The following is a 22,509-nucleotide window of genomic DNA, read 5'->3' as shown; positions in this document are numbered from 1 at the left end:
CGTGCTGAACTGCATCTTCACTCTCAGGTGTTGCACATCGCGATGACCGGGTATGCCGGAACGTCGGGGCCGCTGTGCGGACTTGAGCCTCGTGGTGTAGACGTATAAGCCCGCTGCCGCACGGGGCCTCGGCTCGTCGTTCATGATCGCAAGCTGTATCAAGGCCGTTGCAGAAGGCAGTTGGGAGAGTCACGCGAAGTGACTACAGTGGTCTTGTTGCGACATGAACGCATCACGGGTCGGCAGCGGAGGCCCCTGAAGCGGGCGACAACAACGGGGAGATGACACGATCGTGCTGGATGATGGCGCGGGTGGCGCTTACCTCAGGCGGGGAGTCGAAGCGCTCAGCTCGTTCAAGAAGAAGGTCGACGCGGTGCTCGACACTCTGAACGAGTCGCCCGCCAACGCCGCCCAGGTGGAAAGTCTGACGCTGACCCGCGAATCGCTCGCCGGTGGTCCCGCGTTCGGTGAGGCCGTCGGCCTCTACAGCCAGTACACCCGGGCGCACGAGCGCATCTCGTCCCTGTCCAAGACTCTTGGTCTGCAGATCGAGGCCCTCCAGATCGCCGTGCACGGCGCGGACATCGGCTTCGACAACCTCGAGGAAGAGGCCCGGCGCCGGTTCCACGAGATCCAGATCGATCTCGCGCGTGAGCAGGAGAACGAGAAGACTCACGACAAGAACACCCAGCGTCGTGCGGAGGCGGGATTCTGATGGGCGGCCACGACGACAAGTACTACGACGAGCAGATCAAGGGCGACATCCAGGAGGTCAAGGAGAGCGCCCAGGTCATCGACGTCGTCAACAAGCTGGAGCAGGTGCTCGGGGGCATCCTCCCCGGCGCCGGCGGCCGCTTCTTCGGGCGCACGAACTTCGAGGGCCACCGCCTCAACGACATGATCGACATGGTCGAGCCAGCCAACCCCGAACAGGTCGAGGAGGTCGGCACCTCTCTGCTCAAGGCGAGCAAGGCCATCGACGAGGCGGCTGAACAGCTTCGCGTCGACATCGCCAAGGTCGACTGGGAGGGCGAATCCGCCGAGGCGTTCGAGACCTGGAGCAGCAACCTCGTCACCAAGGCCAAGTCGCTGGCGACCTACTCGGAGAACGTGGGTCAGCAGATCACCCTGGCCGGCTCCGGCCTCGCCTCGGTCCGCAAGTCCATGCCGCCGCGTGACGCCCGGGAGGATCCGAAATCGGTCTCCGAGATCCCCGCGGCCAAGCGCGTGGAGACCAACGAGGAGTACGTCGCCGCGGTCAAGGCGGAGCAGCACCGGCAGGAGGCGATCAACCAGATGATCCGCCTGTCGTCTTTCTATGCGGTCTCGGAGGAGGCGCTGGCGGGGCAGGAGCCGCCCACCTTCGACCCGATGCCGCATGTTGCAGTGCCTGCACCCCAGCCAGCTGAGTGGCAAGGCGGGGAGCAACGCGGTCAGTCAGGTCGAGTCGGCTATGCCGGTGACCCGACCGTTGCCGGCGGCCGGGGCTCTGCTGCCGATGTCGCGCCCGTGACCGCACGCATCGACGGCTCTGCCGCAGGGGACGTGCCTCAGGTGCAGCCCGTCGGCAGCGGATCCATGCAGATCGACAGTGTCGCCACGGCGACACCTCCCCAAGAGACAACCAGGCCAAGCAGTCCTTCCCCCGCGACTGGCCCAGCTGCTACCACCATCCCTGTACCGCCGACTACCGGAAATGTGGGTCCCATCACTGCCGTTGGTCGCGGCGGCGGTCCGAACGCACGTCAGATGCCGATCTCCGCCCAAGGGCAGGCTTCCCGCAGCGTGACCGGTGCCGGGGGCAAGGGCACCGGACCAGCGGTCGGCCGCAGCCCCATGCAGCCCGTGGGCCCGACAGGTCAGCAGGCCACAGGGCGTGCGGGTGGCGGGGGTGCTCGTGGCCCTGTGGGCCCGGCGGGTCAGCAGGCCACAGGGCGTGCGGGGGGTGCTCGAGGCCCGGTGGGTCCTGTGGGTCAGCAGGCCGCCACGGGGCGGGCAGGCGGAGGCGGTGCTCGAGGGCCCGTGGGGTCGATGGGGCAGCAGGCGGCTGCGGGCCGTGCGGGTGGCGCCGGTGCTCGTGGATCTGTGGGACCGATGGGCCAAACGCAACCCGTCACCGGTCGACAGGCGAACAGCCGCAGTGCAGGCCGCGTGACCGGTGCAACGCCCGCCCCTCACGGTGTAGCCGGCGGAGTCCCGCGGGCTAACGCACCGATCGGGGGGCAAGGCTCCGGGCGTCCGGTGCAGAGCGGTGCGGCGGCGACCGGCGGGGTGGTGGGCGGAAGGCCCACCGGGACCACGCCGAACGGTCCCAACGGCACCCGCGTGCCGCGCGGCACGGTGATCGGCGGTTCCGACGGTGTCACCCGTGGAGCGGGCGAGCAGCCTGGGCGCCGAGGAGTGGTCGGTGCCTCCGGCACCCCGACCGCCGGGGCGGCAAGGCCGGTGCAGCGCCCCACCACCGTGCCCGGCGGGGTGGTCGGCGCGCCGAGCGGGGCAGTTTCCCGGCGGAACCGTGACAAGAAGCGATCGACCGATGCCGACCGGCGCAATACGCCGCCTACCAACGGCTGACGAACAGAGCGAGGACAGGCAAGGACATGGCGTCAGTCATCAGCAGACCCGGTAGAACAGTCGTCCGTAGCGGTCGTCGCACGAACAAGCGACTGTCCGCCGTCGGGGCGACGCTTGGCGCGCTCGTCATGATCACGGTGGGTGCCGTCCCGTCGGCCTGGGCGGCGGATGCGCCAGAGGGCTGGCACCTCACCGCCATGAAGGCCCGTGAGATGTGGAAAACCAGCACCGGTGAAGGCGTGACTGTCGCCGTTATCGATTCCGGCGTCAACCCCGAGACGCCCGCCCTGAAGGGGCAGGTGATCGAGGATGCCGTTTCCGGTCCGGTCGGGTACGGCGCGACCGAAGATCCGGTCGGTCACGGCACCAGCATGGCCGAGACCATCGCGGGGACCGGCGCGGGCGGTGGGATAAGAGGGCTGGCACCTGACGCCAAGATCTTGCCTATTCGCATTGCCATGAAGGGGATGAGCAAGGCCGACGGGAAAAAGGCCCCGAGTGTCGATAAGGCCATCAGAGCTGCGGCCGATTCCGACGCGAAGATCATCAACATGTCCTTCGGTAACTCTTACATCATCGACAAGGATGCCGCCGCAGTCAGATATGCCTACTCCAAGGGCAAGCTTCTGTTCGCCAGCGTAGGTAACGAGGCGGGGAAGAAAACTTTGGCGGGTAAGTACATCGGGTACCCCGCCGGTTATCCCTACGTGGTGGGTGTAGCTGCAGCCGACAAGACCGGCACAGTGGGTGAGTTTTCCGAAAAGGGCATCGATGTGGACCTCGCTGCTCCTGGTCTCAACCTCCCCGGCTGGTGCGACGCGACATTCACCCGATACTGCACCGAAGAGGGAACGAGTTTCGCCGCCGCTGTCACCTCCGCCTCCGCCGCTCTGATCTGGTCCGCACACCCCGACTGGACCAACAACCAGGTGCTGAACGCGCTCATTGAAACCGCCAGTCGGGACTGGCCGCGATCGGAGACGAGCGTCTACCTGGGGCACGGTCTGGCCCGTCCCCGTCTGGTACTGGCAGACCCCGCCTTCGACCCCGGATCCCCCGATGTCGATCCGCTGCTCAAGCAGCACGAGGCGTTGTTCAAGAGCCTCGAGGTCTTCCAGCCCATCCCCTCACCCACCCCCACCACCCCCGCCGACGCCTCCTCGAAGGCCCCCGCGGACGGCGCCAAGCCCGCCCCCGGCGGCGAGGGCAAGAACGCCGGGGCGACGGACACGGACACCGCCGCCGCGCAGGACGGCGACAGCGGCACCCTGTGGCCGATCGCCGGCGCGGCCGCCGCCGTGGTGGTGATCGGCGGCGTCGTCGCCTTCGTCGTCGTGCGGAAGCGGCGCACCGCCTGATCAGGGCCGCGCCCCCGCACCTACCCACCCCGACCAACAGACCCACACCCAGACCGCTGACGAAAGGGATCACAGGCCATGGCTTCAGATGGACAGCTTCTCCGGGACAGTGAGGTCGAAGCCCTCCAGAAGAACATCGTCGACCGCTTCGAGTCGATCAAGGGTCAGATGACCCGGCTGCAGGGCACCATCGACCAGCTCGAGGGCCACTGGCGGGGCATCGGCGCCGCGGCCTTCAACAAGAAGCAGGTCGAGATCAACGAGCACATGCGCGACATCGGCCAGCTGCTCGTGAAGTTCCTCGACAACATCAACATGACCCGCAGGGACAAGGACAACCTCGAGGACGAGGTGCGGGGCACGATCGACTCCATCGACGTGCAGTACGGCGGCAAGACCTCCGCGATCAGCAGCTACTGACCGCACGCCGGCGGACACCCCGCACAGCACCCACCACCCCGAGCAGACGAGCATGAGACGAGGGAAGCATGTCGATCAACCAGGATGAACTCGCGGTCAAGTACGGCGGTCTCGACGCCCTGACCACCGAGCTGGGCACCCAGGCGCAGAAGCTGGAGACGGACCTCGGCGCGCTGAAGTCCGCGATCGCCCAGGCGGCGACCGGCTGGGAGGGCGAGGCCGCGACCGCCTTCCAGGAGGTGATGCGCGAGTGGGACAAGCACGCCAACGCCATCCACACCGCGCTGACGCAGATCGGCCAAAAGGTGAGTCAGGCCGGCGGTGACTACCGCGGTGGCGACCTGAAGGCGGCCAGCTACTTCCACAGCTGACCCCTCAGCCGCAGCGGGCGACCGCGGGGCACAGGAGTCGGCACAGCACGGGGAACCGGATCGGGACGCGCACGGAGGGCGCCCCGACCCGGTTCCTTCGCTTCACGGGCGATGCCGGCTCAGTGACGGCCGTGGTGCCGGAGCGCACCACGGCCGTCACTTCCGGCAGAACTCCGACCTCTCCGCACCCTTGGCGTAGGCCAGGATCGCTGGAAGACGCCGCCCCGGCGTTCGCGCCACTCCAGCGAGGCGACGAGGACCTCCCTGCCGTCGACCGCACCGAGCGGCGCGCCTCGTCGTCGGAGGGCCGGCCCTCCTTCACCGCTACCTGCTCACCCGCCGGCAGGAAGGGCTCCAACGACCCGGCGGGGACCTTGGTGCCGCACAGCGAGCTCGGCGTCCCGTAGGCACGCTCCGGCTCGCTCGAACAGCCGCTCAGCAGGTTCCTGGCGACGGCCGTGGCCAGCGCCGCCGTCGACAGCCCGCGGACGGCGGACGGTTCACGGCACCGGTGAGTGAGTGGGACTCCCACTCGTCCCATGCCATGAAGATCTCTCCCCCGGTTCAGCTCGGTGACGGCGCCGTGGCCCAGAGATAGGCGAACAGCGCCACAAGTCCCAGCGAGCAGCCGATCAGCATGACCCGCTGCCGGCGGTACGCCCCTTCGGAGGGCTCGTTGTGCTCCGGGTGGGCGTAGTTCTTCGCCTGGAAGCGCCACCACATCTTCTTCTGGTCCAGCAGCCCCAGCGCGCCGGGAATCAGCGCGACCAGCATCCCGAACATCATCAGGCCGTCCATCAGTACGTCCCCTCCGGTACGAGTCCCGTCTGGACCAGCGGCTTGCCGCGACGGCGCGAGACGAAGACGCCCCGCCCGGCCGGCATCGGCCGGGGCCGCACCCCGCCGAGCAGGTCGCCCTCGCCGGGGTCGCCCGCCAGCACCAGGCCCTGGGCGCCCAGCTCCTTGATCCGCTGGATGAACGCCTCGTATCCCGCGCGCCCGGCGCCCGCGGTGGAACGGGCGATGATGAACCGCACGCCCACGTCGCGCGCGAAGGGCAGGAGCTCTGTCAGCCCGGACAGCGGGTTGCCCTGCGAGGTCGACACCAGGTCGTAGTCGTCGACGATGACGTACACGTTCGGCCCGCTCCACCAGCTGCGCTCCCGCAGCTGCTGCGCGGTCACGTCGGCGGTGGGCGAACGGCGCCGCATCAGGTCGGCGAGCGCCGCCATGTGGTGGTCCATCGTGTTGGACATCGGGATGTACTCGGCCAGGTGCGAGTCGGGCGTCACGTCCAGCAGCGAGCGCCGGTTGTCGACCACGAACAGCTTGCACTTATCGCCCGGGTAGCGCTGGGTGAGCTGCTTGATCAGCAGCCGCAGCAGGTTCGACTTGCCGGACTCGCTCTCGCCGAAGACCAGGAAGAACGGGTCCTGGTCGAAGTCCACGAACACCGGCTCCAGCGTGTTCTCGTCCAGCCCGAACGCCACGCCGCGCTCCGGGAACCGGTCGCCGGCCGGCAGCTGCGCGAGGGGCAGGTGGCGCGGCAGCAGCCGCACCTTGGGCGCCCCCGGAGCCGTCCAGTGCCGGGTCACCTCCGAAGCCAGTGCCGCGGTGGCGTCCGCCAGGTCCGAGTCCGAGGTCAGGCCGTCGATGCGCGGCACCGCGGCCATGAAGTGCAGCTTCTGCGGCGACTGACCGCGGCCCGGAACACCCGACGGCACGTTCGCCGCCACCTTGCGGTCGAACTCCGAGTCCATCGGGTCGCCGAGCCGCAGCTCGAGGCGGTTCATCAACTGGTCCTTGAGGTTGGAGCGGACCTCCATCGACCTCGACGCGGTGAGCACCAGGTGGACGCCGTAGCCCAGGCCGCGCGCCGCGATCTCCAGCACGATCGGCTCCAGGGCCTCGTACTCGCCCTTGAAGTTGCCCCAGCCGTCGATCAGCAGGAAGACGTCGCCCCACGGCTGGTCCGTCACCGAGATCGTGCCGCGCGCCCGCCGGGAGCGGAACTCCGCGATCGACGGGATGCCCGCCGCCCGGAAGTACTCCTCGCGCCGGTTCAGCACGCCGTACACCTCGGCCACCGTGCGCCGCACCCGCTCCGGGTCCAGCCGGGACGCCACGCCGCCCACGTGCGGCAGACCCTCGATCGACACCATGCCGCCGCCGCCGAAGTCCAGCCCGTAGAACTGCACCTCCTGCGGGGTGTGGGTCAGCGCGAACGACGACACCAGCGTGCGCAGCAGCGTCGACTTGCCGGACTGCGGACCACCCAGGATCTGCATGTGGCCGGCCGCGCCCGAGAAGTCCACCCACAGCGGGTCACGCCGCTGCTCGTACGGCTTGTCGACGATGCCCACCGGCACCACCAGACGCCCCGCGCCCTCGTAACCGGGCTGGGTGAGGCCCCGGCCCTCCACGGCCGTCAGCCCCGGCAGCAGACCGTCCAGCGACGGCGGGCTGTCCAGCGGCGGCAGCCACACCTGGTGCGCCGCCGGACCCTGCGCCTCCAGCCGCTTCACGATCACGTCCAGCACCGTGTCCGCCAGCGCGTCGTCACCGCCCGCACCGTCCGACTCGGCCCGCTGCCGCGGCACCTGCGCGTAGCGCACCGGCACCTCGGCCGCCGTGAACAGCACCGGCCGCCGGTCCACCGGCAGCGGCCCGCCGGCCAGCGCCGCCTGCTGCGCCCCCGAACGGTGGACGCCGGAGACGTACGCCGCCTTGAACCGCACCATCTCGTCGGTGCCGAACTTCAGGAAGCCGGAACCCGGCACGTTCGGCAGCTCGTAGGCGTCCGGCACGCCCAGCGCCGCCCGCGACTCCGCCGCCGAGAAGGTCCGCAGACCGATGCGGTACGACAGGTACGTCTCCAGGCCGCGCAGCCGGCCCTCCTCCAGACGCTGCGAGGCCAGCAGCAGATGAACGCCCAGCGAGCGGCCGATGCGGCCGATCTGCACGAACATCTCGATGAAGTCCGGCTTCGCGCTGAGCAGTTCGCTGAACTCGTCGATGACCAGCACCAGCGAGGGGATCGGCTGCAGCGGGGCGCCCGCCGCGCGGGCCTTCTCGTAGTCGTGGATGTTGGCGTAGTTGCCCGCGTCGCGCAGCATCTCCTGCCGGCGGTTGAGCTCACCGCGGATGGAGTCGCCCATCCGGTCCACCAGCGTCAGGTCGTCCGCCAGGTTGGTGATCACCGCGGCCACGTGCGGCATCCGCGCCATGCCGGCGAAGGTGGCGCCGCCCTTGAAGTCGGCGAGCACGAAGTTCAGCGTCTCCGAGGAGTGCGTGACCGCCAGACCCAGCACCAGGGTGCGCAGCAGCTCCGACTTGCCGGAACCGGTCGCGCCCACGCACAGGCCGTGCGGACCCATGCCCTCCTGCGCGGCCTCCTTCAGGTCCAGCATCACCGGACGGCCGTCCTCGCCGACGCCGATCGGCACCCGCAGCCGCTCCGCCAGCGCGCGCGGCCGCCAGGTCCGCTTCGGGTCCACCGAGGCGGCGTCGCCCAGGTTCAGCAGGTCGGTGAACTCCAGGTTCGCCAGCAGCGGCTCGTCGTCGTCACCGCCCGAGGCCATCCGCAGCGGCGCCAGCTGCCGCGCCAGCGCCTCGGCCGACGCGTACGACATGGTGTCCGGCGTCCCCTCGTACACCGCCCCGTGCGCCGACTCCAGCCGCAGCGACGACGGGTGCACCGCCATCGCCAGGTCGCCCGGAGCGCCCACCTGCTCGCCCGGCACCACCTCGATCAGCGTGACGCCCTGCAAACCCTCCGGGCTCGCCAGCACCGAGTCCTGCGGCAGCGACACCCCGTCCAGCACCAGCACCAGGTGCGGCGTCTCCGGCAGCGGAGGAGCCGCCGGATGGAACCGGGGCCGCCCCGACAGGCTGCCCGACAGCAGGTCCTCCAGCACCCGCGGGTCCCCGGAGATCAGCCGACGCGAGCCCGCGCCGTCCGGCGCGCCCGGCGCCTGGGCGTGCGGCAGCCACTTCGCCCACTCCCACTGCTCCAGCGCGCCGCGGCCCGCGGCCACCGCCAGGACCATGTCCTCGGGGGAGTGCAGCGAGGCCAGCGCCCCCGTCATGGCCCGCACCAGGGCGCGCACCGACTCCTGCTCGCCGCTCACCGTCACCCGGTGGAACGCCCGCAGGGACACCGCCATCGGCAGGTCCTCCAGCGTCGAGTGCACCGCCACGAACCGCTGCATCGCACCCGCGGTCAACGGCTCCAGCTGGTCCACCGGCCCGGTCTGCGGAGCGATCAGCGGCGACGCCAACTGCTGCGGGCCCAGCCCGATCCGCACCTGGGCGAAGTCCTCGTCGCCCGGCCGCCGCTCCCACACCCGGCTGCCCTCGGCCACCAGCGCCCACAGCTGCTCGGGGGAGGGGTGCAGGTAGTACTGGGCGTCCCGCTGCGCCTTCGCGGTGTCCACCGCGCGCTGCCGGGTCAGCGTCAGATAGCCCAGGTAGTCACGCCGCAGGTCGGCCAGCTGTCCCTGGTTGCCCCGCCGGAACCGCACCACCATCGCCACCGACATGGCGATCGTCGAAGCGATCATCACCATGCCCATGATCTTCATGAACGGCTTGTCGCTCATGAAGAAGAAGACCACCGAACCGCCCATGCCGAGCGTGGGCAGCAACTGCATCAGCACGCTCTCCTGATGCCCGCGCGGCAACTCCGGCGGTGGCTGCAGCACGATCTCTTCCGTGGGCACCTCGGACGGCAGCGCCCTCGGCGGGCGCTTCACGACGATGTGGCTCACTGGTCACCAATCCCCTTGCCGGGCCCTGCCGTTGTCCAGGGCACCCCGTGGTCCGGGTATGCGGGCCGCGGCGTGATCCTACTGAGTCCACGCAGCACCGGTGAGCGGTATGGTGCCGGATGTTCGCCCCGACCGGACGGCCAGGGCCGGCGGTTGGCGCGGACACACGTGAACGACACCGGACAACACGGACGTTCGGCCGCCGCGGGGACGCCCACACGCCCTCCGCGGTCACCGGACCGCCGCGCCCACCGCACGGATCCGTCACACGGATCCGCCGACGGATCCGTCACGCGGGTCCGTCACACGCATCCGCGACGCGCACCCGCCACCGCGGACCACCACCGCACGACCACCACCGAGGGGGAGCAGAAGGTGAGCACCACGGCCTCCGCGCCGGCCACCGGACAGGCCGGCCCCGGACCCGCGGGCCCGTCAGGAACGGGCGCCGGCTCCGGACTCGGTTTCTGCCGGGTCACCATCGTCGCGCCCGACAGCCGCATCGACGTGGCGCTGCCCGACGACATCCCGGTCGCCGACCTCTACCCGGAGATACTCAGGCTCTCCCGGCAGAGCCCCGCCGAAGGGGCTCCCGTCGGCTACCACCTCGTCCGCCGCGACGGCACCGTCCTCGACAGCGCCCGCTCCTTCGCGGCGCAGCGCATCCTCGACGGCGAGCTGCTCACCCTGCGGCCCTTCTCCGCCTCGCTGCCGCCCGCCGTCTTCGACGACGTCTCCGAGGCCGTCGCCTCCGCGGTCTCCCGCGACCACACCCTGTGGTCCGGCGACCTCACCCGCACCGGCGGCCTGATCGCCGGGGGAGTGCTGCCCGCCCTGCTCGCCTTCGTCGCCTGGACCTCGCACCCCGGCCACGACATGCACGGCCTGCCCGGCATCCTCGCCGCCATCGCCGGCGTGGTCCTCGTCGTCCTGGCCTGCGTCCGCGCCCGCGTCTACGACGACCGGCAGGCTGCCCTCGCGCTCGGCCTCGGGGCGCTGCCCAACATGGGCGTCGCCGGCTCCGGTCTGCTGCCGCTCGCCGACGGCGCCGGCATCGGCAAGCTCCAGGTCCTGCTGGCCTGCGCCGCCGTCCTGGTCGCCGCCGTGGTCCTGACGCTGTGCTCCCCGCGCGGCGACGGCCCCTTCGTCGCCTGCGTGGTCGCCTCCGCGATCGGCGTGGCCACCCTGTTCGCCGCCCTCGCGCTGCGCTGGAACGCCACCGAGACGGCCGCCCTCTGCGCCCCGCTCGCCGTCGGCGCCCTCGCCTTCCTGCCCGGCATGTCCCTGCGCTTCGCCCGCCTGCCCATCGGCTTCGACCCGCCGCAGACCGGTACCGCGAGCGCCTACGGCGCGCTGGAGACCGAGCCGCAGGAACCCGTCGACCTGCACCGCATCGAGGAACGCACCCGCCGCGGCCACGAACTGCTGGTCGGCCTCGTCGGAGGGTGCGCGCTGGTCGCCGTCGTCGCCTGCGCCGTGCTCGGCTTCTCCGACGGCCTGTGGGCGCGGCTCCTCGCCCTGGCCACCGGCATCGCGCTGATCATGAGGGCCACCCTGTTCCGCTACACCGCCCAGGTGGGCCCGCTGCTCGCGGCCGGCCTCGCCTCCCTGGTGCTGCTGGGCGTCGGGCTCGCGCTCAACCCGCCGGCCACCGCCGACCCGTCCGCCCTGGAACTGCGCACCCTGTGGCTGGTCGCCGCCGTCGCCGCCGCGACGGCGCTGATCACCGGCATCGGCCTGATCGCCCCGCGCGGCGGCCCGACCCCCTTCTGGGGGCGGTTCCTGGAGATCGCCGAGTCCTTCGTCCTGCTGACCCTCGTCCCGCTGGCCCTCGCGGTCTTCGGCGTCTACGAGGCCGCCCGGGCGATGACCAGCTGACCCGCCGGCCTGCCCGGCGGCAGGCCGGGAGCCACACGCCGAGGGCGGGTGCGGACCACCGCACCCGCCCTCGGCGCTCCCGCCGCCCACGCGTTCCCGCCCGGCCGGCGGGTGTGCCGCGGCCCGGCCTTCCCGCCGGGCCGGCGTCCCGCTCAGCCCTCGGCGGCGGGCTCGAGGTCGAACTCCCCGTCCCGCGCGCCCAGCACGAAGGCCCGCCACTCCGCCTCCGTGTACCGCAGCACCGTCCCCGGGTCCAGCGACGACCGCATCGCCACCGCGCCGCCCGGCAGGTGCGCGATCTCCACCCGCTCCTCGTCCTGCTCCGTCCCCGGCGCGCTCCGCCACTCCACGCCGGAGATGTCGAGCGCGTACAACTCGTCCCGCTCCCGCTCCTTGCGGGCCTTCACGTCTTCCGCCGTCTCCGCTGTCTCCGCCATGCGAAGCCCCTTCCGAACGGGCCCTGACCGGGCCGCATCGATCCGCGACGTACCCTAGTGCGCGCCCCGCGGCCCCCGGACGGCTTGCGCGACCCGGGCCCAGGGCCCACCTTCCGGCCTGGTACTCTGGGCGACGGCCGTTTGTGTACGCACCACCGGACCTGCCCGACGGCGGTCTGGAGGACGCGCCCAGCGGATCCCCGCCTCCCGAGTAACGGAAGCTCCCCCGAGACACAGACCGGGGGCACTCGGTGGCCATCAGGACATCACCAAGGAGTACGCGTGTCGCTCGACGCCGCTACGAAGAAGCAGATCATCACCGAGTTCGGCACCAAGGAAGGTGACACCGGCTCCCCCGAGGTCCAGGTCGCGCTCCTGACCCGCCGCATCTCCGACCTGACGGAGCACCTGAAGAGCCACAAGCACGACCACCACTCCCGTCGTGGTCTGCTCATCCTGGTCGGTCAGCGTCGCCGTCTGCTGCAGTACCTGGCCAAGAAGGACATCCAGCGCTTCCGTGCCCTGGTCGACCGCCTCGGCATCCGTCGTGGTGCGGCCGGCGGCGCCAAGTAAGACGCCGTGAGGGGAGCGGTTCCCGGGTAGGGGATCGCTCCCTTTGCCGTATGTACGGAAACGTGCGAGGTGTCACCCACACTTTGTAGTGTGGTAGCACGACGCATGACGCACGCCACAGCATGATCACCGGTGAGCACCGGGCCCCCACGGGGTACCACGTATCACCGGCCGCACGACCGGACCGCTCGCGCGAGCGGTTCACCCGAACGAGGGGAAGCGCACCTCGCCGCCGCCGGTCCTCGGTAGTGGCCCCCGGGGAGACAGACCCGGGAGCTTCGATCGAAGACCGGCCCGCAAGGCACGGAGCGCTTCTCCGCCGACGTCCCCCTGCCACACGGGCAGCCGGGACGAAAGACGAGGAGAAGAACACTGGTGGAGAACGAGACCCACTACGCCGAGGCCGTCATCGACAACGGCGCCTTCGGCACCCGCACCATCCGCTTCGAGACGGGCCGCCTGGCCCGGCAGGCCGGCGGCTCCGCCGTGGCCTACCTGGACGACGACACCATGGTGATGTCGGCGACCACCGCCTCGAAGAACCCCAAGGACCAGCTCGACTTCTTCCCCCTGACGGTGGACGTCGAGGAGCGGATGTACGCCGCCGGCAAGATCCCCGGCTCGTTCTTCCGCCGCGAGGGCCGCCCCTCCGAGGACGCGATCCTCACCTGCCGCCTCATCGACCGCCCGCTGCGCCCGTCCTTCAAGAAGGGCCTGCGCAACGAGATCCAGGTCGTCGCCACGGTCATGGCGCTCAACCCCGACCACCTGTACGACGTCGTGGCGATCAACGCCGCGTCCGCGTCCACGCAGCTGGCCGGCCTGCCCTTCTCCGGCCCGATCGGCGGCGTCCGCGTCGCGCTGATCCGCGGCCAGTGGGTCGCGTTCCCGACGCACACCGAGCTCGAGGACGCCGTCTTCGACATGGTGGTCGCCGGCCGCGTCCTCGAGGACGGCGACGTCGCGATCATGATGGTCGAGGCCGAGGCCACCGAGAAGACCGTCAAGCTCGTCGAGGGCGGCGCCGACGCCCCCACCGAGGAGATCGTCGCCTCCGGTCTCGAGGCCGCGAAGCCCTTCATCAAGGTGCTCTGCAAGGCCCAGGCCGACCTCGCCGCCAAGGCCGCCAAGCCGACCGGCGAGTTCCCGATCTTCCTGGACTACCAGGACGACGTGTTCGCGGCCCTGTCCGCCGCCGTCCGCCCCGAGCTCTCGCAGGCGCTCACCATCGCCGGCAAGCAGGAGCGCGAGGGCGAGCTCGACCGCATCAAGGCGCTCGCCGCCGAGAAGCTCCTCCCGGAGTTCGAGGGCCGCGAGAAGGAGATCTCCGCCGCGTACCGCTCGCTCACCAAGCAGCTGGTCCGCGAGCGCGTGATCAAGGAGAAGAAGCGCATCGACGGCCGCGGTGTCACCGACATCCGCACCCTGGCCGCCGAGGTCGAGGCCATCCCGCGCGTCCACGGCTCCGCCCTGTTCGAGCGCGGCGAGACCCAGATCCTGGGCATCACCACCCTCAACATGCTCCGCATGGAGCAGCAGCTGGACACCCTCTCCCCGGTGACCCGCAAGCGCTACATGCACAACTACATCTTCCCGCCGTACTCCGTCGGCGAGACCGGCCGCGTCGGCGCCCCCAAGCGCCGCGAGATCGGCCACGGCGCCCTCGCCGAGCGCGCCCTGGTGCCGGTCCTCCCGGCCCGCGAGGACTTCCCCTACGCGATCCGCCAGGTCTCCGAGGCCCTCGGCTCCAACGGCTCGACCTCCATGGGCTCCGTCTGCGCCTCCACCATGTCGCTGCTGAACGCCGGTGTGCCCCTCAAGGCCCCGGTCGCCGGCATCGCCATGGGCCTGATCTCCGAGGAGATCGGCGGCGAGACCCACTACGTCACCCTCACCGACATCCTCGGTGCGGAGGACGCCTTCGGCGACATGGACTTCAAGGTCGCCGGCACCAAGGAGTTCGTGACCGCCCTCCAGCTCGACACCAAGCTGGACGGCATCCCGGCCTCCGTGCTCGCCGCGGCCCTCAAGCAGGCCCGCGACGCGCGTCTCCACATCCTCGACGTGATGATGGAGGCCATCGACCGGCCCGACGAGATGTCCCCGAACGCCCCGCGGATCATCACCGTCAAGATCCCGGTGGACAAGATCGGTGAGGTCATCGGCCCCAAGGGCAAGATGATCAACCAGATCCAGGAGGACACCGGCGCCGAGATCACCATCGAGGACGACGGCACCATCTACATCGGCGCCTCCGACGGCCCGGCCGCCGAGGCCGCCCGCGCCACGATCAACGCCATCGCCAACCCGACGATGCCGGAGGTCGGCGAGCGCTACCTGGGCACGGTCGTCAAGACCACGACCTTCGGCGCGTTCGTCTCCCTGATGCCGGGCAAGGACGGTCTGCTGCACATCTCGCAGATCCGCAAGCTGGCCGGCGGCAAGCGCGTGGAGAACGTCGAGGACGTCCTCGGCGTGGGCCAGAAGGTCCAGGTCGAGATCGCCGAGATCGACTCCCGCGGCAAGCTCTCCCTGATCCCCGTGATCGAGGGCGAGGACTCCGAGCAGGCAGAGAAGGACGACAGCGAGAAGTGACCTCTCGTAACTCCACGGCGACGGCCCGCACCGGCTCCCCGGTGCGGGCCGTCGCCCGTACCCAAACCCTGATCAAGGGCACGAACGGCAGCGGCACCGTCCGCCGCACCACCCTCCCCGGCGGCCTGCGCGTCGTCACCGAGACCCTCCCCTCGGTGCGCTCCGCCACCTTCGGCATCTGGGCCAACGTCGGCTCGCGCGACGAGACGCCCGCGCTGAACGGCGCCACCCACTACCTCGAGCACCTGCTCTTCAAGGGCACCTCCCGGCGCAGCGCCCTCGACATCTCGGCCGCGATCGACGCGGTCGGCGGCGAGATGAACGCGTTCACCGCCAAGGAGTACACCTGCTACTACGCCCGCGTGCTGGACACCGACCTCCCGCTCGCGATCGACGTGGTCTGCGACATGCTCACCGGCTCCCTGATCCGCGAGGAGGACGTCGACGTCGAACGCGGCGCGATCCTCGAGGAGATCGCGATGACCGAGGACGACCCGGGCGACTGCGTGCACGACCTGTTCGCGCACACCATGCTCGGCGACACCCCCCTCGGCCGCCCGGTCCTCGGCACGGTCGACACCGTCAACGCGCTCAACGCCGACCGCATACGGCGCTTCTACAAGAAGCACTACGACCCCACCCGCCTGGTGGTCGCCGCGGCCGGCAACGTCGACCACGCCAAGGTCGTCCGGCAGGTCCGCACCGCCTTCGAGAAGGCCGGCCTGCTCACCGACCACGACGCCGTCCCGGTCGGCCCCCGCTCCGGGAGCCGCACCCTGCGTGCCGCCGGCAAGATCGACATGGTCTCCCGCAAGACGGAGCAGGCGCACGTCGTCCTCGGCATGCCCGGCATCGCCCGCACCGACGAGCGCCGCTGGACCCTGGCCGTCCTCAACACCGCCCTCGGCGGCGGCATGTCCTCCCGCCTCTTCCAGGAGGTCCGGGAGAAGCGCGGCCTGGCCTACAGCGTGTACTCGTACACCTCGAGCTTCGCCGACTGCGGCCTCTTCGGCGTCTACGCCGGCTGCCGGCCCAGCCAGGTGCCCGACGTGCTGAAGATCTGCCGCGACGAACTCGACCGGGCGGCCGCCGAAGGCCTCCCCGACGACGAGATCGCCCGCGCCGTCGGCCAGCTCAAGGGCTCCACCGTCCTCGGCCTCGAGGACACCGGCGCGCTGATGAACCGCATCGGCAAGAGCGAGCTCTGCTGGGGCGACCAGATGTCCGTCGACGACGTCCTCGCGAGCATCGACGCCGTCACACCCGATGATGTCCGTGAGGTCGCCCGGGAGGTCCTGGGCCGCCGTCCCTCCCTCTCGGTCATCGGCCCGCTCAAGGACAAGCAGGCCTCCCGGCTGCACGAGGCCGTGGCCTGAGCCGGCCGGACCCACGCCGACCGGACCCCGAGGGGCCCGCGAAAGGAAGCAGGAGCAAGATGAGCAAGCTGCGTGTGGCGGTACTGGGCGCCAAGGGGCGCATCGGCTCCGCGGCCGTCAAGGCGGTCGAGGACGCCGAGGACATGGAGCTGGTGGCCGCCCTCGGCCGCCACGACAGCCTGGACGTCCTGACCTCCTCCGGCGCCCAGGTGGCGGTCGAGCTGACCACCCCCGACTCGGTGATGACCAACCTCGAGTACTGCGTCGCCAACGGCATCCACGCCGTCGTCGGCACCACCGGCTGGAGCGAGGAGCGCCTGGCCACCCTCGACGGCTGGCTGAAGACCTCCCCCTCCACGGGTGTCCTGATCGCGCCGAACTTCTCCATCGGTGCCGTCCTCACCATGAAGTTCGCCCAGATCGCCGCGCCGTACTTCGAGTCCGTCGAGGTCGTCGAGCTGCACCACCCCCACAAGGTCGACGCCCCCAGCGGCACCGCCCAGCGCACCGCCCAGCTGATCGCCGAGGCCCGCCGCGCGGCCGGCAGCGCCCCGATGCCCGACGCCACCGCCACCGCGCTGGAGGGGGCCCGCGGCGCCGACGTCGAGGGCGTCCCGGTGCACGCGATCCGGCTGCGCGGCCTCCTGGCCCACCAGGAGGTCCTGCTCGGCGGCGAGGGCGAGACCCTCACCGTCCGCCACGACTCCCTGCACCACAGCAGCTTCATGCCGGGCGTCCTGCTCGGCGTGCGCCGCGTGGTGGACGCCCCGGGCCTGACCTTCGGGCTCGAGCACTTCCTGGACCTGGGCTGACACCGGCATGCGCGCGAAGATCACCTACGCCGTCACGGCCCTGGCCCTGATCGCCTACTTCGTCCTGGCCGGCAGCCGCGGCGTCATGCTCGTCCAGGTCGGCACCCCGCTCACCGTCACCCTCGGCTGCGCCGTGCTGGTGCTGCCCGCCGTCGGCCTGTGGTTCCTGTGGAAGAACACCCAGTTCGCCCGCAGGGCCGGCGTCCTCGCCACCGAACTCGAGGCCGAGGGCGGTCTCCCGGTCGACGACCTGAAGCGCACGCCCAGCGGCCGCATCGACCGCGACTCCGCGGACGCCGTCTTCGCCCTCCGCAAGGCCGAGACGGAGGCCGCCCCGGAGGACTGGCGCTCCTGGTTCCGCCTCGCCGTCGCCTACCACGACGCCCGCGACACCACCCGGGCCCGCAAGGCCATGCAGCGGGCCATCCAGCTCCACGACGCCCGGCCCGCCGCCGACACCCGCGGCTGACGGCCGGGCGCCGGCCGGCATACGACGACGGCCCCGCCGCCCCACCGGGCGACGGGGCCGTCGTGGCGTCCTCAGCGGCCCGGGACCGTCCGGTACTCGTCCGCCCACGCCTCGACGGTGTCCGCCGCGCGGTCGAAGACCTCGGGCTGCCCCAGGAAGTCAGCGCCGTGCGTGCTGAGCAGCACCACCGCGCCGTCCGCAGCGGCGCCACCGCGCCCGCCACGGGCCTCCAGGACGAGTCCCTGGCCCTGGACCGTCCGCGGCATCCCCATCCACCGCACAGGCTGCTGTACGACCCGCAGGGCCCCCACACGGGCCCACGGAGTGGTGCGGGTGGCGAAGAAGGACACGTGCCGCAGCCCCGCCGAGCTCACCCAGACGCCGGTCCGCAGCCCGCGCAGCGCCCCGACGATCATCAGCACCGCCAGCCCGAACCACACCCAGGCCGTCGTCACCGAGGTCGTCGCGGCGATGATCACCGCTGCCACCAGCACGAACGAGGCGAGCAGCAGTGCCAGCGCGGCCAGCCCGACCCGGTAGGGCCCCGGCCGGTAGGGCCGCCGCCACCGCTGCCGGTCGTGGAACGGGAGGACGACGTCGTCCGCCTGCTCCTCGAACGCGCGGTCGGCCGTCAGAAAGGGCAGGGGCACGGCGGGTCCTCACTCGATCCACGATCCATACACACGAACGATGTCCGGTGAGGCTACCGAGCCACGTCCGGGCCCACCACCCAGGGGCGGCCCGAACGCCGCCACGGGCGGCAGCCGAAAGCCGCGGACGGGGTCCAAACGGCGCATGCCGTCGTCGTAGAGTGTGCGACTGCCTGCCGAAGGCCGCCCACCCGGGCCGAACCCACCGCCGACACCGCCTCCCGAAGGAACTCCCCACCGTGACCGACACCCCCGCAGACGACCTCACAGCGAGTTTCCGCAGCGACGTCACCGTCGAACTGGTCAAGCACACCGCCTCGGACGCCGACGTGCTGTTCGCCGCCCGGGTGTCCACCCTGGGGGAGCAGTCCCTGGAGGAGCTGGAGAAGGAGCCCGGGCGTTCCAGGGGTCTGATCAACTACCTCATGCGGGACCGGCACGGCAGCCCCTTCGAACACAACTCGATGACCTTCTTCGTCAGCGCGCCGATCTTCGTCATGCGTGAGTTCATGCGCCACAGGGTCGGGTGGAGCTACAACGAGGAGAGCGGCCGTTACCGGCAGCTCGAGCCCGTCTTCTACGTCCCCGGCGCCGACCGCAAGCTGGTCCAGCAGGGCAGGCCCGGCAAGTACGAGTTCGTCGAGGGCACCGCCGAACAGCAGGAGACGGTCACCCGCACGATGACGGAGGCCTACCAGGAGGCCTACCGCGCCTACCAGGAGATGCTGGCCGCCGGCGTCGCCCGCGAGGTCGCCCGCGCCGTCCTGCCCGTCGGCCTCTTCTCCTCGATGTACGCCACCTGCAACGCCCGGTCCCTGATGCACTTCCTCGGCCTGCGCACCAAGCACGAGCTGGCCCGGGTGCCGTCGTTCCCGCAGCGGGAGATCGAGATGGTCGCGGAGCAGATGGAGCAGTCATGGGCCAAGCTCATGCCGCTCACCTACGAGGCCTTCAACGCCAACGGCCGGGTCGCCCCCTGACGTGCCCGGCGGGCAGCGTGACGGCCGTCGCTCCGGCCTTCCCGTGAAGGGGAACCCACCCCCCGCTCGAAGTGTCCGGATTGCGGCATTTCGAGAAGTTCATCTAGCCTGACGATACGGACCCGGCACTGCTTGAACCCCCGAGCAGGCAGTGCCGGGATCCCGTTCGTCCACAATGTCCGGCCCCGACGGCGCACCAGGCCCGGTGCAGCGAGTAGCGTGTTAGCCATGGCACCGACCTCCACTCCGCAGACCCCCTTCGGGAGGGTCCTTACCGCCATGGTGACTCCGTTCACGGCGGACGGCGCGCTCGACCTCGACGGCGCCCAGCGGCTTGCCACCCATCTCGTGGACGCCGGCAACGACGGTCTCATCGTCAACGGCACCACCGGTGAGTCGCCCACCACCAGCAACGCGGAGAAAGCGGCCCTCCTGAGGGCCGTCCTGGAGGCGGTCGGCGACCGCGCACACGTCGTGGCCGGCGTCGGCACGAACGACACCCGCCACAGCATCGAGCTGGCCCGCACGGCCGAGGAGCTCGGCGCGCACGGCCTGCTCACCGTGACCCCGTACTACAACAAGCCTCCGCAGGAGGGCCTGTACCAGCACTTCACGGCGATCGCCGACTCCACCGGCCTGCCGGTGATGCTCTACGACATCCCGGGCCGCAGCGGCGTCCCGATCGCCACGGAGACGCTGGTCCGCCTCGCGGAGCACCCGCGGATCGTCGCCAACAAGGACGCCAAGGGCGACCTGGGCGCCGCGAGCTGGGCACTGTCCCGCTCCGGTCTGGCCTGGTACTCCGGCGACGACATCCTGAACCTGCCGCTGCTGTCGATCGGCGCGGTCGGCTTCGTCTCGGTCGTCGGCCACCTGGTCGCCCCGGAGCTGCGCGCCATGCTCGAGGCGCACCTCGGCGGCGACGTGCACAAGGCCGCGGAGATCCACCACAAGCTGCTCCCCGTCATCCGGGGCGTCTTCCGCACCCAGGGCGCGATGACCACGAAGGCCGCCCTGGCCCTGCGAGGACTGCCCGCCGGCCCGCTGCGCGCACCGCTCGTGGAGCTGAGCCCCGAGGAGCTCGAGCAGCTCAAGATCGATCTCGCCGAGGGCGGGGTACAGCTGTGAACACCGGACTTCACAACTGAATACGCAGGGCGACTCGCGCCTGCACCTTCACACGACAACTGCTTACGCACGAACGTCACGCGCGCCACGTGCCCCCGGGCACGTGGCGTACGTGGTGAGGAGAGTCTTTTGAGTCATCCGCACCCTGAACTCGGCCCGCCGCCCAAGCTCCCCAAGGGCGGACTGCGGGTCACCCCGCTCGGCGGTCTCGGCGAGATCGGTCGCAACATGACCGTCTTCGAGTTCGACGGCCGTCTGCTGATCGTCGACTGCGGCGTGCTGTTCCCCGAGGAGGAGCAGCCCGGCATCGACCTGATCCTGCCGGACTTCTCGTCCATCCGGGACCGCCTCAACGACATCGAGGCCATCGTCCTGACCCACGGGCACGAGGACCACATCGGCGCCGTTCCCTACCTGCTGCGCGAGCGGCCGGACATCCCGCTGGTCGGCTCGAAGCTGACCCTCGCGCTGATCGAGGCCAAGCTCCAGGAGCACCGGATCCGTCCGTACTCCCTGGAGGTCGCGGAGGGCAACCGGGAGCGCCTCGGCCCCTTCGACTGCGAGTTCGTCGCGGTCAACCACTCCATCCCGGACGCCCTCGCGGTGGCCATCCGCACCCCTGCGGGCATGGTCGTCCACACCGGCGACTTCAAGATGGACCAGCTCCCGCTGGACGGCCGCCTCACCGACCTGCACGCCTTCGCGCGGCTGAGCGAGGAGGGCATCGACCTCCTGCTCAGCGACTCGACGAACGCCGAGGTCCCCGGCTTCGTGCCGCCGGAGCGCGACATCTCCAACGTGCTGCGGTCGGTCTTCGCCGGCGCGCGCAAGCGCGTGATCGTGGCGAGCTTCGCCAGCCACATCCACCGCGTCCAGCAGATCCTCGACGCCGCCCACGAGTACGGCCGCAGAGTCGCCTTCGTGGGCCGCTCGATGGTCCGCAACATGGGCATCGCCCGGGACCTCGGCTACCTGCGGGTGCCGCCGGGCCTGGTCGTCGACGTGAGGACGCTGGACGACCTGCCGGACCACGAGGTGGTGCTGGTCTGCACGGGTTCGCAGGGTGAGCCGATGGCCGCGCTGTCCCGCATGGCCAATCGGGACCACCAGATCCGGATCGTCCCCGGCGACACGGTGATCCTGGCGTCGTCGCTGATCCCGGGCAACGAGAACTCGGTCTACCGGGTGATCAACGGCCTGACCCGCTGGGGCGCCAACGTCGTCCACAAGGGCAACGCCAAGGTCCACGTCTCGGGCCACGCCTCGGCCGGCGAGCTGCTGTACTTCTACAACATCTGCCGCCCGCGGAACCTGATGCCGGTGCACGGCGAGTGGCGCCACCTGCGCGCCAACGCCGAGCTGGGCGCCCTCACCGGCGTCCCGCACGACCGCATCGTGATCGCCGAGGACGGCGTGGTCGTCGACCTGGTCGACGGCAAGGCCAGGATCACCGGCAAGGTGCAGGCCGGCTACGTCTACGTCGACGGCCTCTCCGTCGGCGGGGTGGGCGAGCCCGCGCTCAAGGACCGCAAGATCCTCGGTGACGAGGGCATCATCTCGGTCTTCGTGGTGGTGGACTCCTCCACCGGCAAGATCAGCGCGGGCCCGCACATCCAGGCCCGCGGCTCCGGCATCGAGGACAAGGCCTTCGGTGACGTCCTGCCGAAGCTGGTCGAGGTGCTCGAGCGCCAGGCCCAGGAGGGCGTGGTGGAGCCGCACCAGATGCAGCAGCTCATCCGCCGGACCCTGGGCAAGTGGGTGTCCGACACCTACCGCCGCCGGCCGATGATCCTGCCGGTCGTGGTCGACGTCTGAGCCCTGGTCAGCGCGTGATCCACGCGTGAACCAGGAGGGGAGCGCCTCGATTTGCATACGGGCGCTCCCCTCCAGTACGTTTACGGCTCCGCCCAGGGGGCACCCGCAACGCTCACCGCGTCCGGGGGTGCCGGACCCGGAGGGCGGGAAAACCGGCTCAGAACTTCTGATAAAGTCGGTTGAGCCGGAAAGGGAAAGCGCCGAAAGGCGAAGGACCTGGAAAGCGCCGAGGAAATCGGAACGGAAACGGTCTGATAGAGTCGGGAACGAAGGAAGCGCCCGGAGGAAAGCCCGAGAGGGTCAC

At 70.7% G+C, this 22,509-nt stretch carries 18 protein-coding genes; 14 read left to right on the top strand and 4 right to left on the bottom strand.

What is annotated here, in order from left to right; all coding sequences use genetic code 11:
* Positions 1–292: 292 nt before the first annotated feature.
* The 5 genes from Sfr03f_RS13335 to Sfr03f_RS13315 all read left to right on the top strand — a co-directional run bounded on the left by Sfr03f_RS13335 (position 293) and on the right by Sfr03f_RS13315 (position 4,723).
* A complete protein-coding gene (locus Sfr03f_RS13335) occupies positions 293–715 on the top strand; it encodes a DUF2563 family protein (protein WP_245967551.1) in 423 nt (140 codons plus the stop codon).
* Positions 715–2,574 carry a hypothetical protein gene (locus Sfr03f_RS30270; RefSeq protein WP_159105641.1) on the top strand — a complete coding sequence of 620 codons (1,860 nt, stop codon included), beginning with the start codon at positions 715–717 and terminating at the stop codon, positions 2,572–2,574. Before Sfr03f_RS13335 ends, Sfr03f_RS30270 begins: the two co-directional genes overlap by 1 nt.
* A 128-nt stretch (positions 2,575–2,702) precedes the next feature.
* Complete coding sequence (locus Sfr03f_RS13325) at positions 2,703–3,932, top strand: S8 family serine peptidase (protein ID WP_281262842.1); 1,230 nt, start codon at positions 2,703–2,705, stop codon at positions 3,930–3,932.
* 78 nt (positions 3,933–4,010) lie between these two features.
* Positions 4,011–4,352, top strand: a complete 342-nt coding sequence (locus tag Sfr03f_RS13320) for a WXG100 family type VII secretion target (RefSeq protein WP_108954117.1) — start codon at positions 4,011–4,013, stop codon at positions 4,350–4,352.
* Between the two features lie 68 nt (positions 4,353–4,420).
* Positions 4,421–4,723: a WXG100 family type VII secretion target gene (locus Sfr03f_RS13315; protein WP_108954116.1), complete on the top strand. Its 303-nt coding sequence runs from the start codon at positions 4,421–4,423 to the stop codon at positions 4,721–4,723.
* Positions 4,724–5,287: 564 nt separating this feature from the next.
* Here the strand turns inward: Sfr03f_RS13315 and Sfr03f_RS13310 are convergent.
* Together Sfr03f_RS13310 and eccCa are read right to left on the bottom strand one after the other, a co-directional pair.
* A complete protein-coding gene (locus tag Sfr03f_RS13310; RefSeq protein ID WP_159105640.1) occupies positions 5,288–5,509 on the bottom strand; it encodes a DUF6199 family natural product biosynthesis protein in 222 nt (73 codons plus the stop codon).
* Positions 5,510–5,520: 11 nt separating this feature from the next.
* Positions 5,521–9,492, bottom strand: coding sequence for a type VII secretion protein EccCa (eccCa, locus tag Sfr03f_RS13305; RefSeq protein WP_108954114.1), 3,972 nt, complete (start codon positions 9,490–9,492; stop codon positions 5,521–5,523).
* 375 nt (positions 9,493–9,867) lie between these two features.
* On the opposite strand from eccCa, the gene eccD reads away from it, so the two are divergent.
* Complete coding sequence (gene eccD / locus Sfr03f_RS13300) at positions 9,868–11,370, top strand: type VII secretion integral membrane protein EccD (protein WP_170145103.1); 1,503 nt, start codon at positions 9,868–9,870, stop codon at positions 11,368–11,370.
* Positions 11,371–11,522: 152 nt separating this feature from the next.
* On the opposite strand, the gene Sfr03f_RS13295 is transcribed toward eccD, so the two are convergent.
* Positions 11,523–11,807 (bottom strand): DUF397 domain-containing protein, encoded by a 285-nt coding sequence (locus Sfr03f_RS13295; protein WP_108954113.1) that lies wholly within the window; start codon positions 11,805–11,807, stop codon positions 11,523–11,525.
* A gap of 282 nt (positions 11,808–12,089) precedes the next feature.
* Between Sfr03f_RS13295 and rpsO the strand changes: the two genes are divergently transcribed.
* The 5 genes from rpsO to Sfr03f_RS13270 all read left to right on the top strand — a co-directional run bounded on the left by rpsO (position 12,090) and on the right by Sfr03f_RS13270 (position 17,632).
* Positions 12,090–12,380: a 30S ribosomal protein S15 gene (gene rpsO, locus Sfr03f_RS13290; protein WP_108954112.1), complete on the top strand. Its 291-nt coding sequence runs from the start codon at positions 12,090–12,092 to the stop codon at positions 12,378–12,380.
* Positions 12,381–12,755: 375 nt separating this feature from the next.
* Entirely contained in the window at positions 12,756–14,975 is a 2,220-nt protein-coding gene (locus Sfr03f_RS13285) for a polyribonucleotide nucleotidyltransferase (RefSeq protein ID WP_108954111.1), read from the top strand.
* Positions 14,972–16,351 (top strand): M16 family metallopeptidase, encoded by a 1,380-nt coding sequence (locus tag Sfr03f_RS13280; protein WP_108954110.1) that lies wholly within the window; start codon positions 14,972–14,974, stop codon positions 16,349–16,351. The genes Sfr03f_RS13285 and Sfr03f_RS13280 overlap by 4 nt, the downstream gene beginning before the upstream one ends.
* A 59-nt stretch (positions 16,352–16,410) precedes the next feature.
* The gene (dapB, locus tag Sfr03f_RS13275; RefSeq protein WP_108954109.1) at positions 16,411–17,163 is read left to right on the top strand and encodes a 4-hydroxy-tetrahydrodipicolinate reductase; all 753 of its coding nucleotides are present in this window, start codon (positions 16,411–16,413) and stop codon (positions 17,161–17,163) included.
* Positions 17,164–17,170: 7 nt separating this feature from the next.
* Positions 17,171–17,632 carry a tetratricopeptide repeat protein gene (locus tag Sfr03f_RS13270; protein ID WP_108954108.1) on the top strand — a complete coding sequence of 154 codons (462 nt, stop codon included), beginning with the start codon at positions 17,171–17,173 and terminating at the stop codon, positions 17,630–17,632.
* 71 nt (positions 17,633–17,703) lie between these two features.
* Here Sfr03f_RS13270 and Sfr03f_RS13265 read toward each other — a convergent pair whose 3' ends face one another.
* Complete coding sequence (locus Sfr03f_RS13265; protein WP_108954107.1) at positions 17,704–18,282, bottom strand: SCO5741 family PH domain-containing membrane protein; 579 nt, start codon at positions 18,280–18,282, stop codon at positions 17,704–17,706.
* A 239-nt stretch (positions 18,283–18,521) separates the two neighbouring features.
* Between Sfr03f_RS13265 and thyX the strand changes: the two genes are divergently transcribed.
* The 3 genes from thyX to Sfr03f_RS13250 all read left to right on the top strand — a co-directional run bounded on the left by thyX (position 18,522) and on the right by Sfr03f_RS13250 (position 22,205).
* Positions 18,522–19,262 carry an FAD-dependent thymidylate synthase gene (gene thyX / locus Sfr03f_RS13260; protein WP_108954106.1) on the top strand — a complete coding sequence of 247 codons (741 nt, stop codon included), beginning with the start codon at positions 18,522–18,524 and terminating at the stop codon, positions 19,260–19,262.
* A gap of 228 nt (positions 19,263–19,490) precedes the next feature.
* Positions 19,491–20,390 (top strand): 4-hydroxy-tetrahydrodipicolinate synthase, encoded by a 900-nt coding sequence (gene dapA, locus Sfr03f_RS13255; RefSeq protein WP_108954105.1) that lies wholly within the window; start codon positions 19,491–19,493, stop codon positions 20,388–20,390.
* Between the two features lie 129 nt (positions 20,391–20,519).
* Entirely contained in the window at positions 20,520–22,205 is a 1,686-nt protein-coding gene (locus tag Sfr03f_RS13250) for a ribonuclease J (RefSeq protein WP_108954104.1), read from the top strand.
* Positions 22,206–22,509: the final 304 nt, after the last annotated feature.

The sequence above is a fragment of the Streptomyces fragilis genome (assembly GCF_003112515.1).
Taxonomy (GTDB): Bacteria; Actinomycetota; Actinomycetes; order Streptomycetales; family Streptomycetaceae; genus Streptomyces; species Streptomyces fragilis.
This window is presented reverse-complemented; position numbering and strand designations above follow the sequence as displayed.

Coding starts and splice junctions, on each gene's coding strand:
- Sfr03f_RS13270 (WP_108954108.1), top strand. CDS start 17,171: ATGCGCGCGAAGATCACCTACGCCGTCACGGCCCTGGCCCTGATCGCC.
- Sfr03f_RS30270 (WP_159105641.1), top strand. CDS start 715: ATGGGCGGCCACGACGACAAGTACTACGACGAGCAGATCAAGGGCGAC.
- Sfr03f_RS13310 (WP_159105640.1), bottom strand. CDS start 5,509: ATGATGTTCGGGATGCTGGTCGCGCTGATTCCCGGCGCGCTGGGGCTG.
- Sfr03f_RS13325 (WP_281262842.1), top strand. CDS start 2,703: ATGATCACGGTGGGTGCCGTCCCGTCGGCCTGGGCGGCGGATGCGCCA.
- Sfr03f_RS13315 (WP_108954116.1), top strand. CDS start 4,421: ATGTCGATCAACCAGGATGAACTCGCGGTCAAGTACGGCGGTCTCGAC.
- dapB (WP_108954109.1), top strand. CDS start 16,411: ATGAGCAAGCTGCGTGTGGCGGTACTGGGCGCCAAGGGGCGCATCGGC.
- dapA (WP_108954105.1), top strand. CDS start 19,491: ATGGCACCGACCTCCACTCCGCAGACCCCCTTCGGGAGGGTCCTTACC.
- Sfr03f_RS13295 (WP_108954113.1), bottom strand. CDS start 11,807: ATGGCGGAGACAGCGGAGACGGCGGAAGACGTGAAGGCCCGCAAGGAG.
- Sfr03f_RS13320 (WP_108954117.1), top strand. CDS start 4,011: ATGGCTTCAGATGGACAGCTTCTCCGGGACAGTGAGGTCGAAGCCCTC.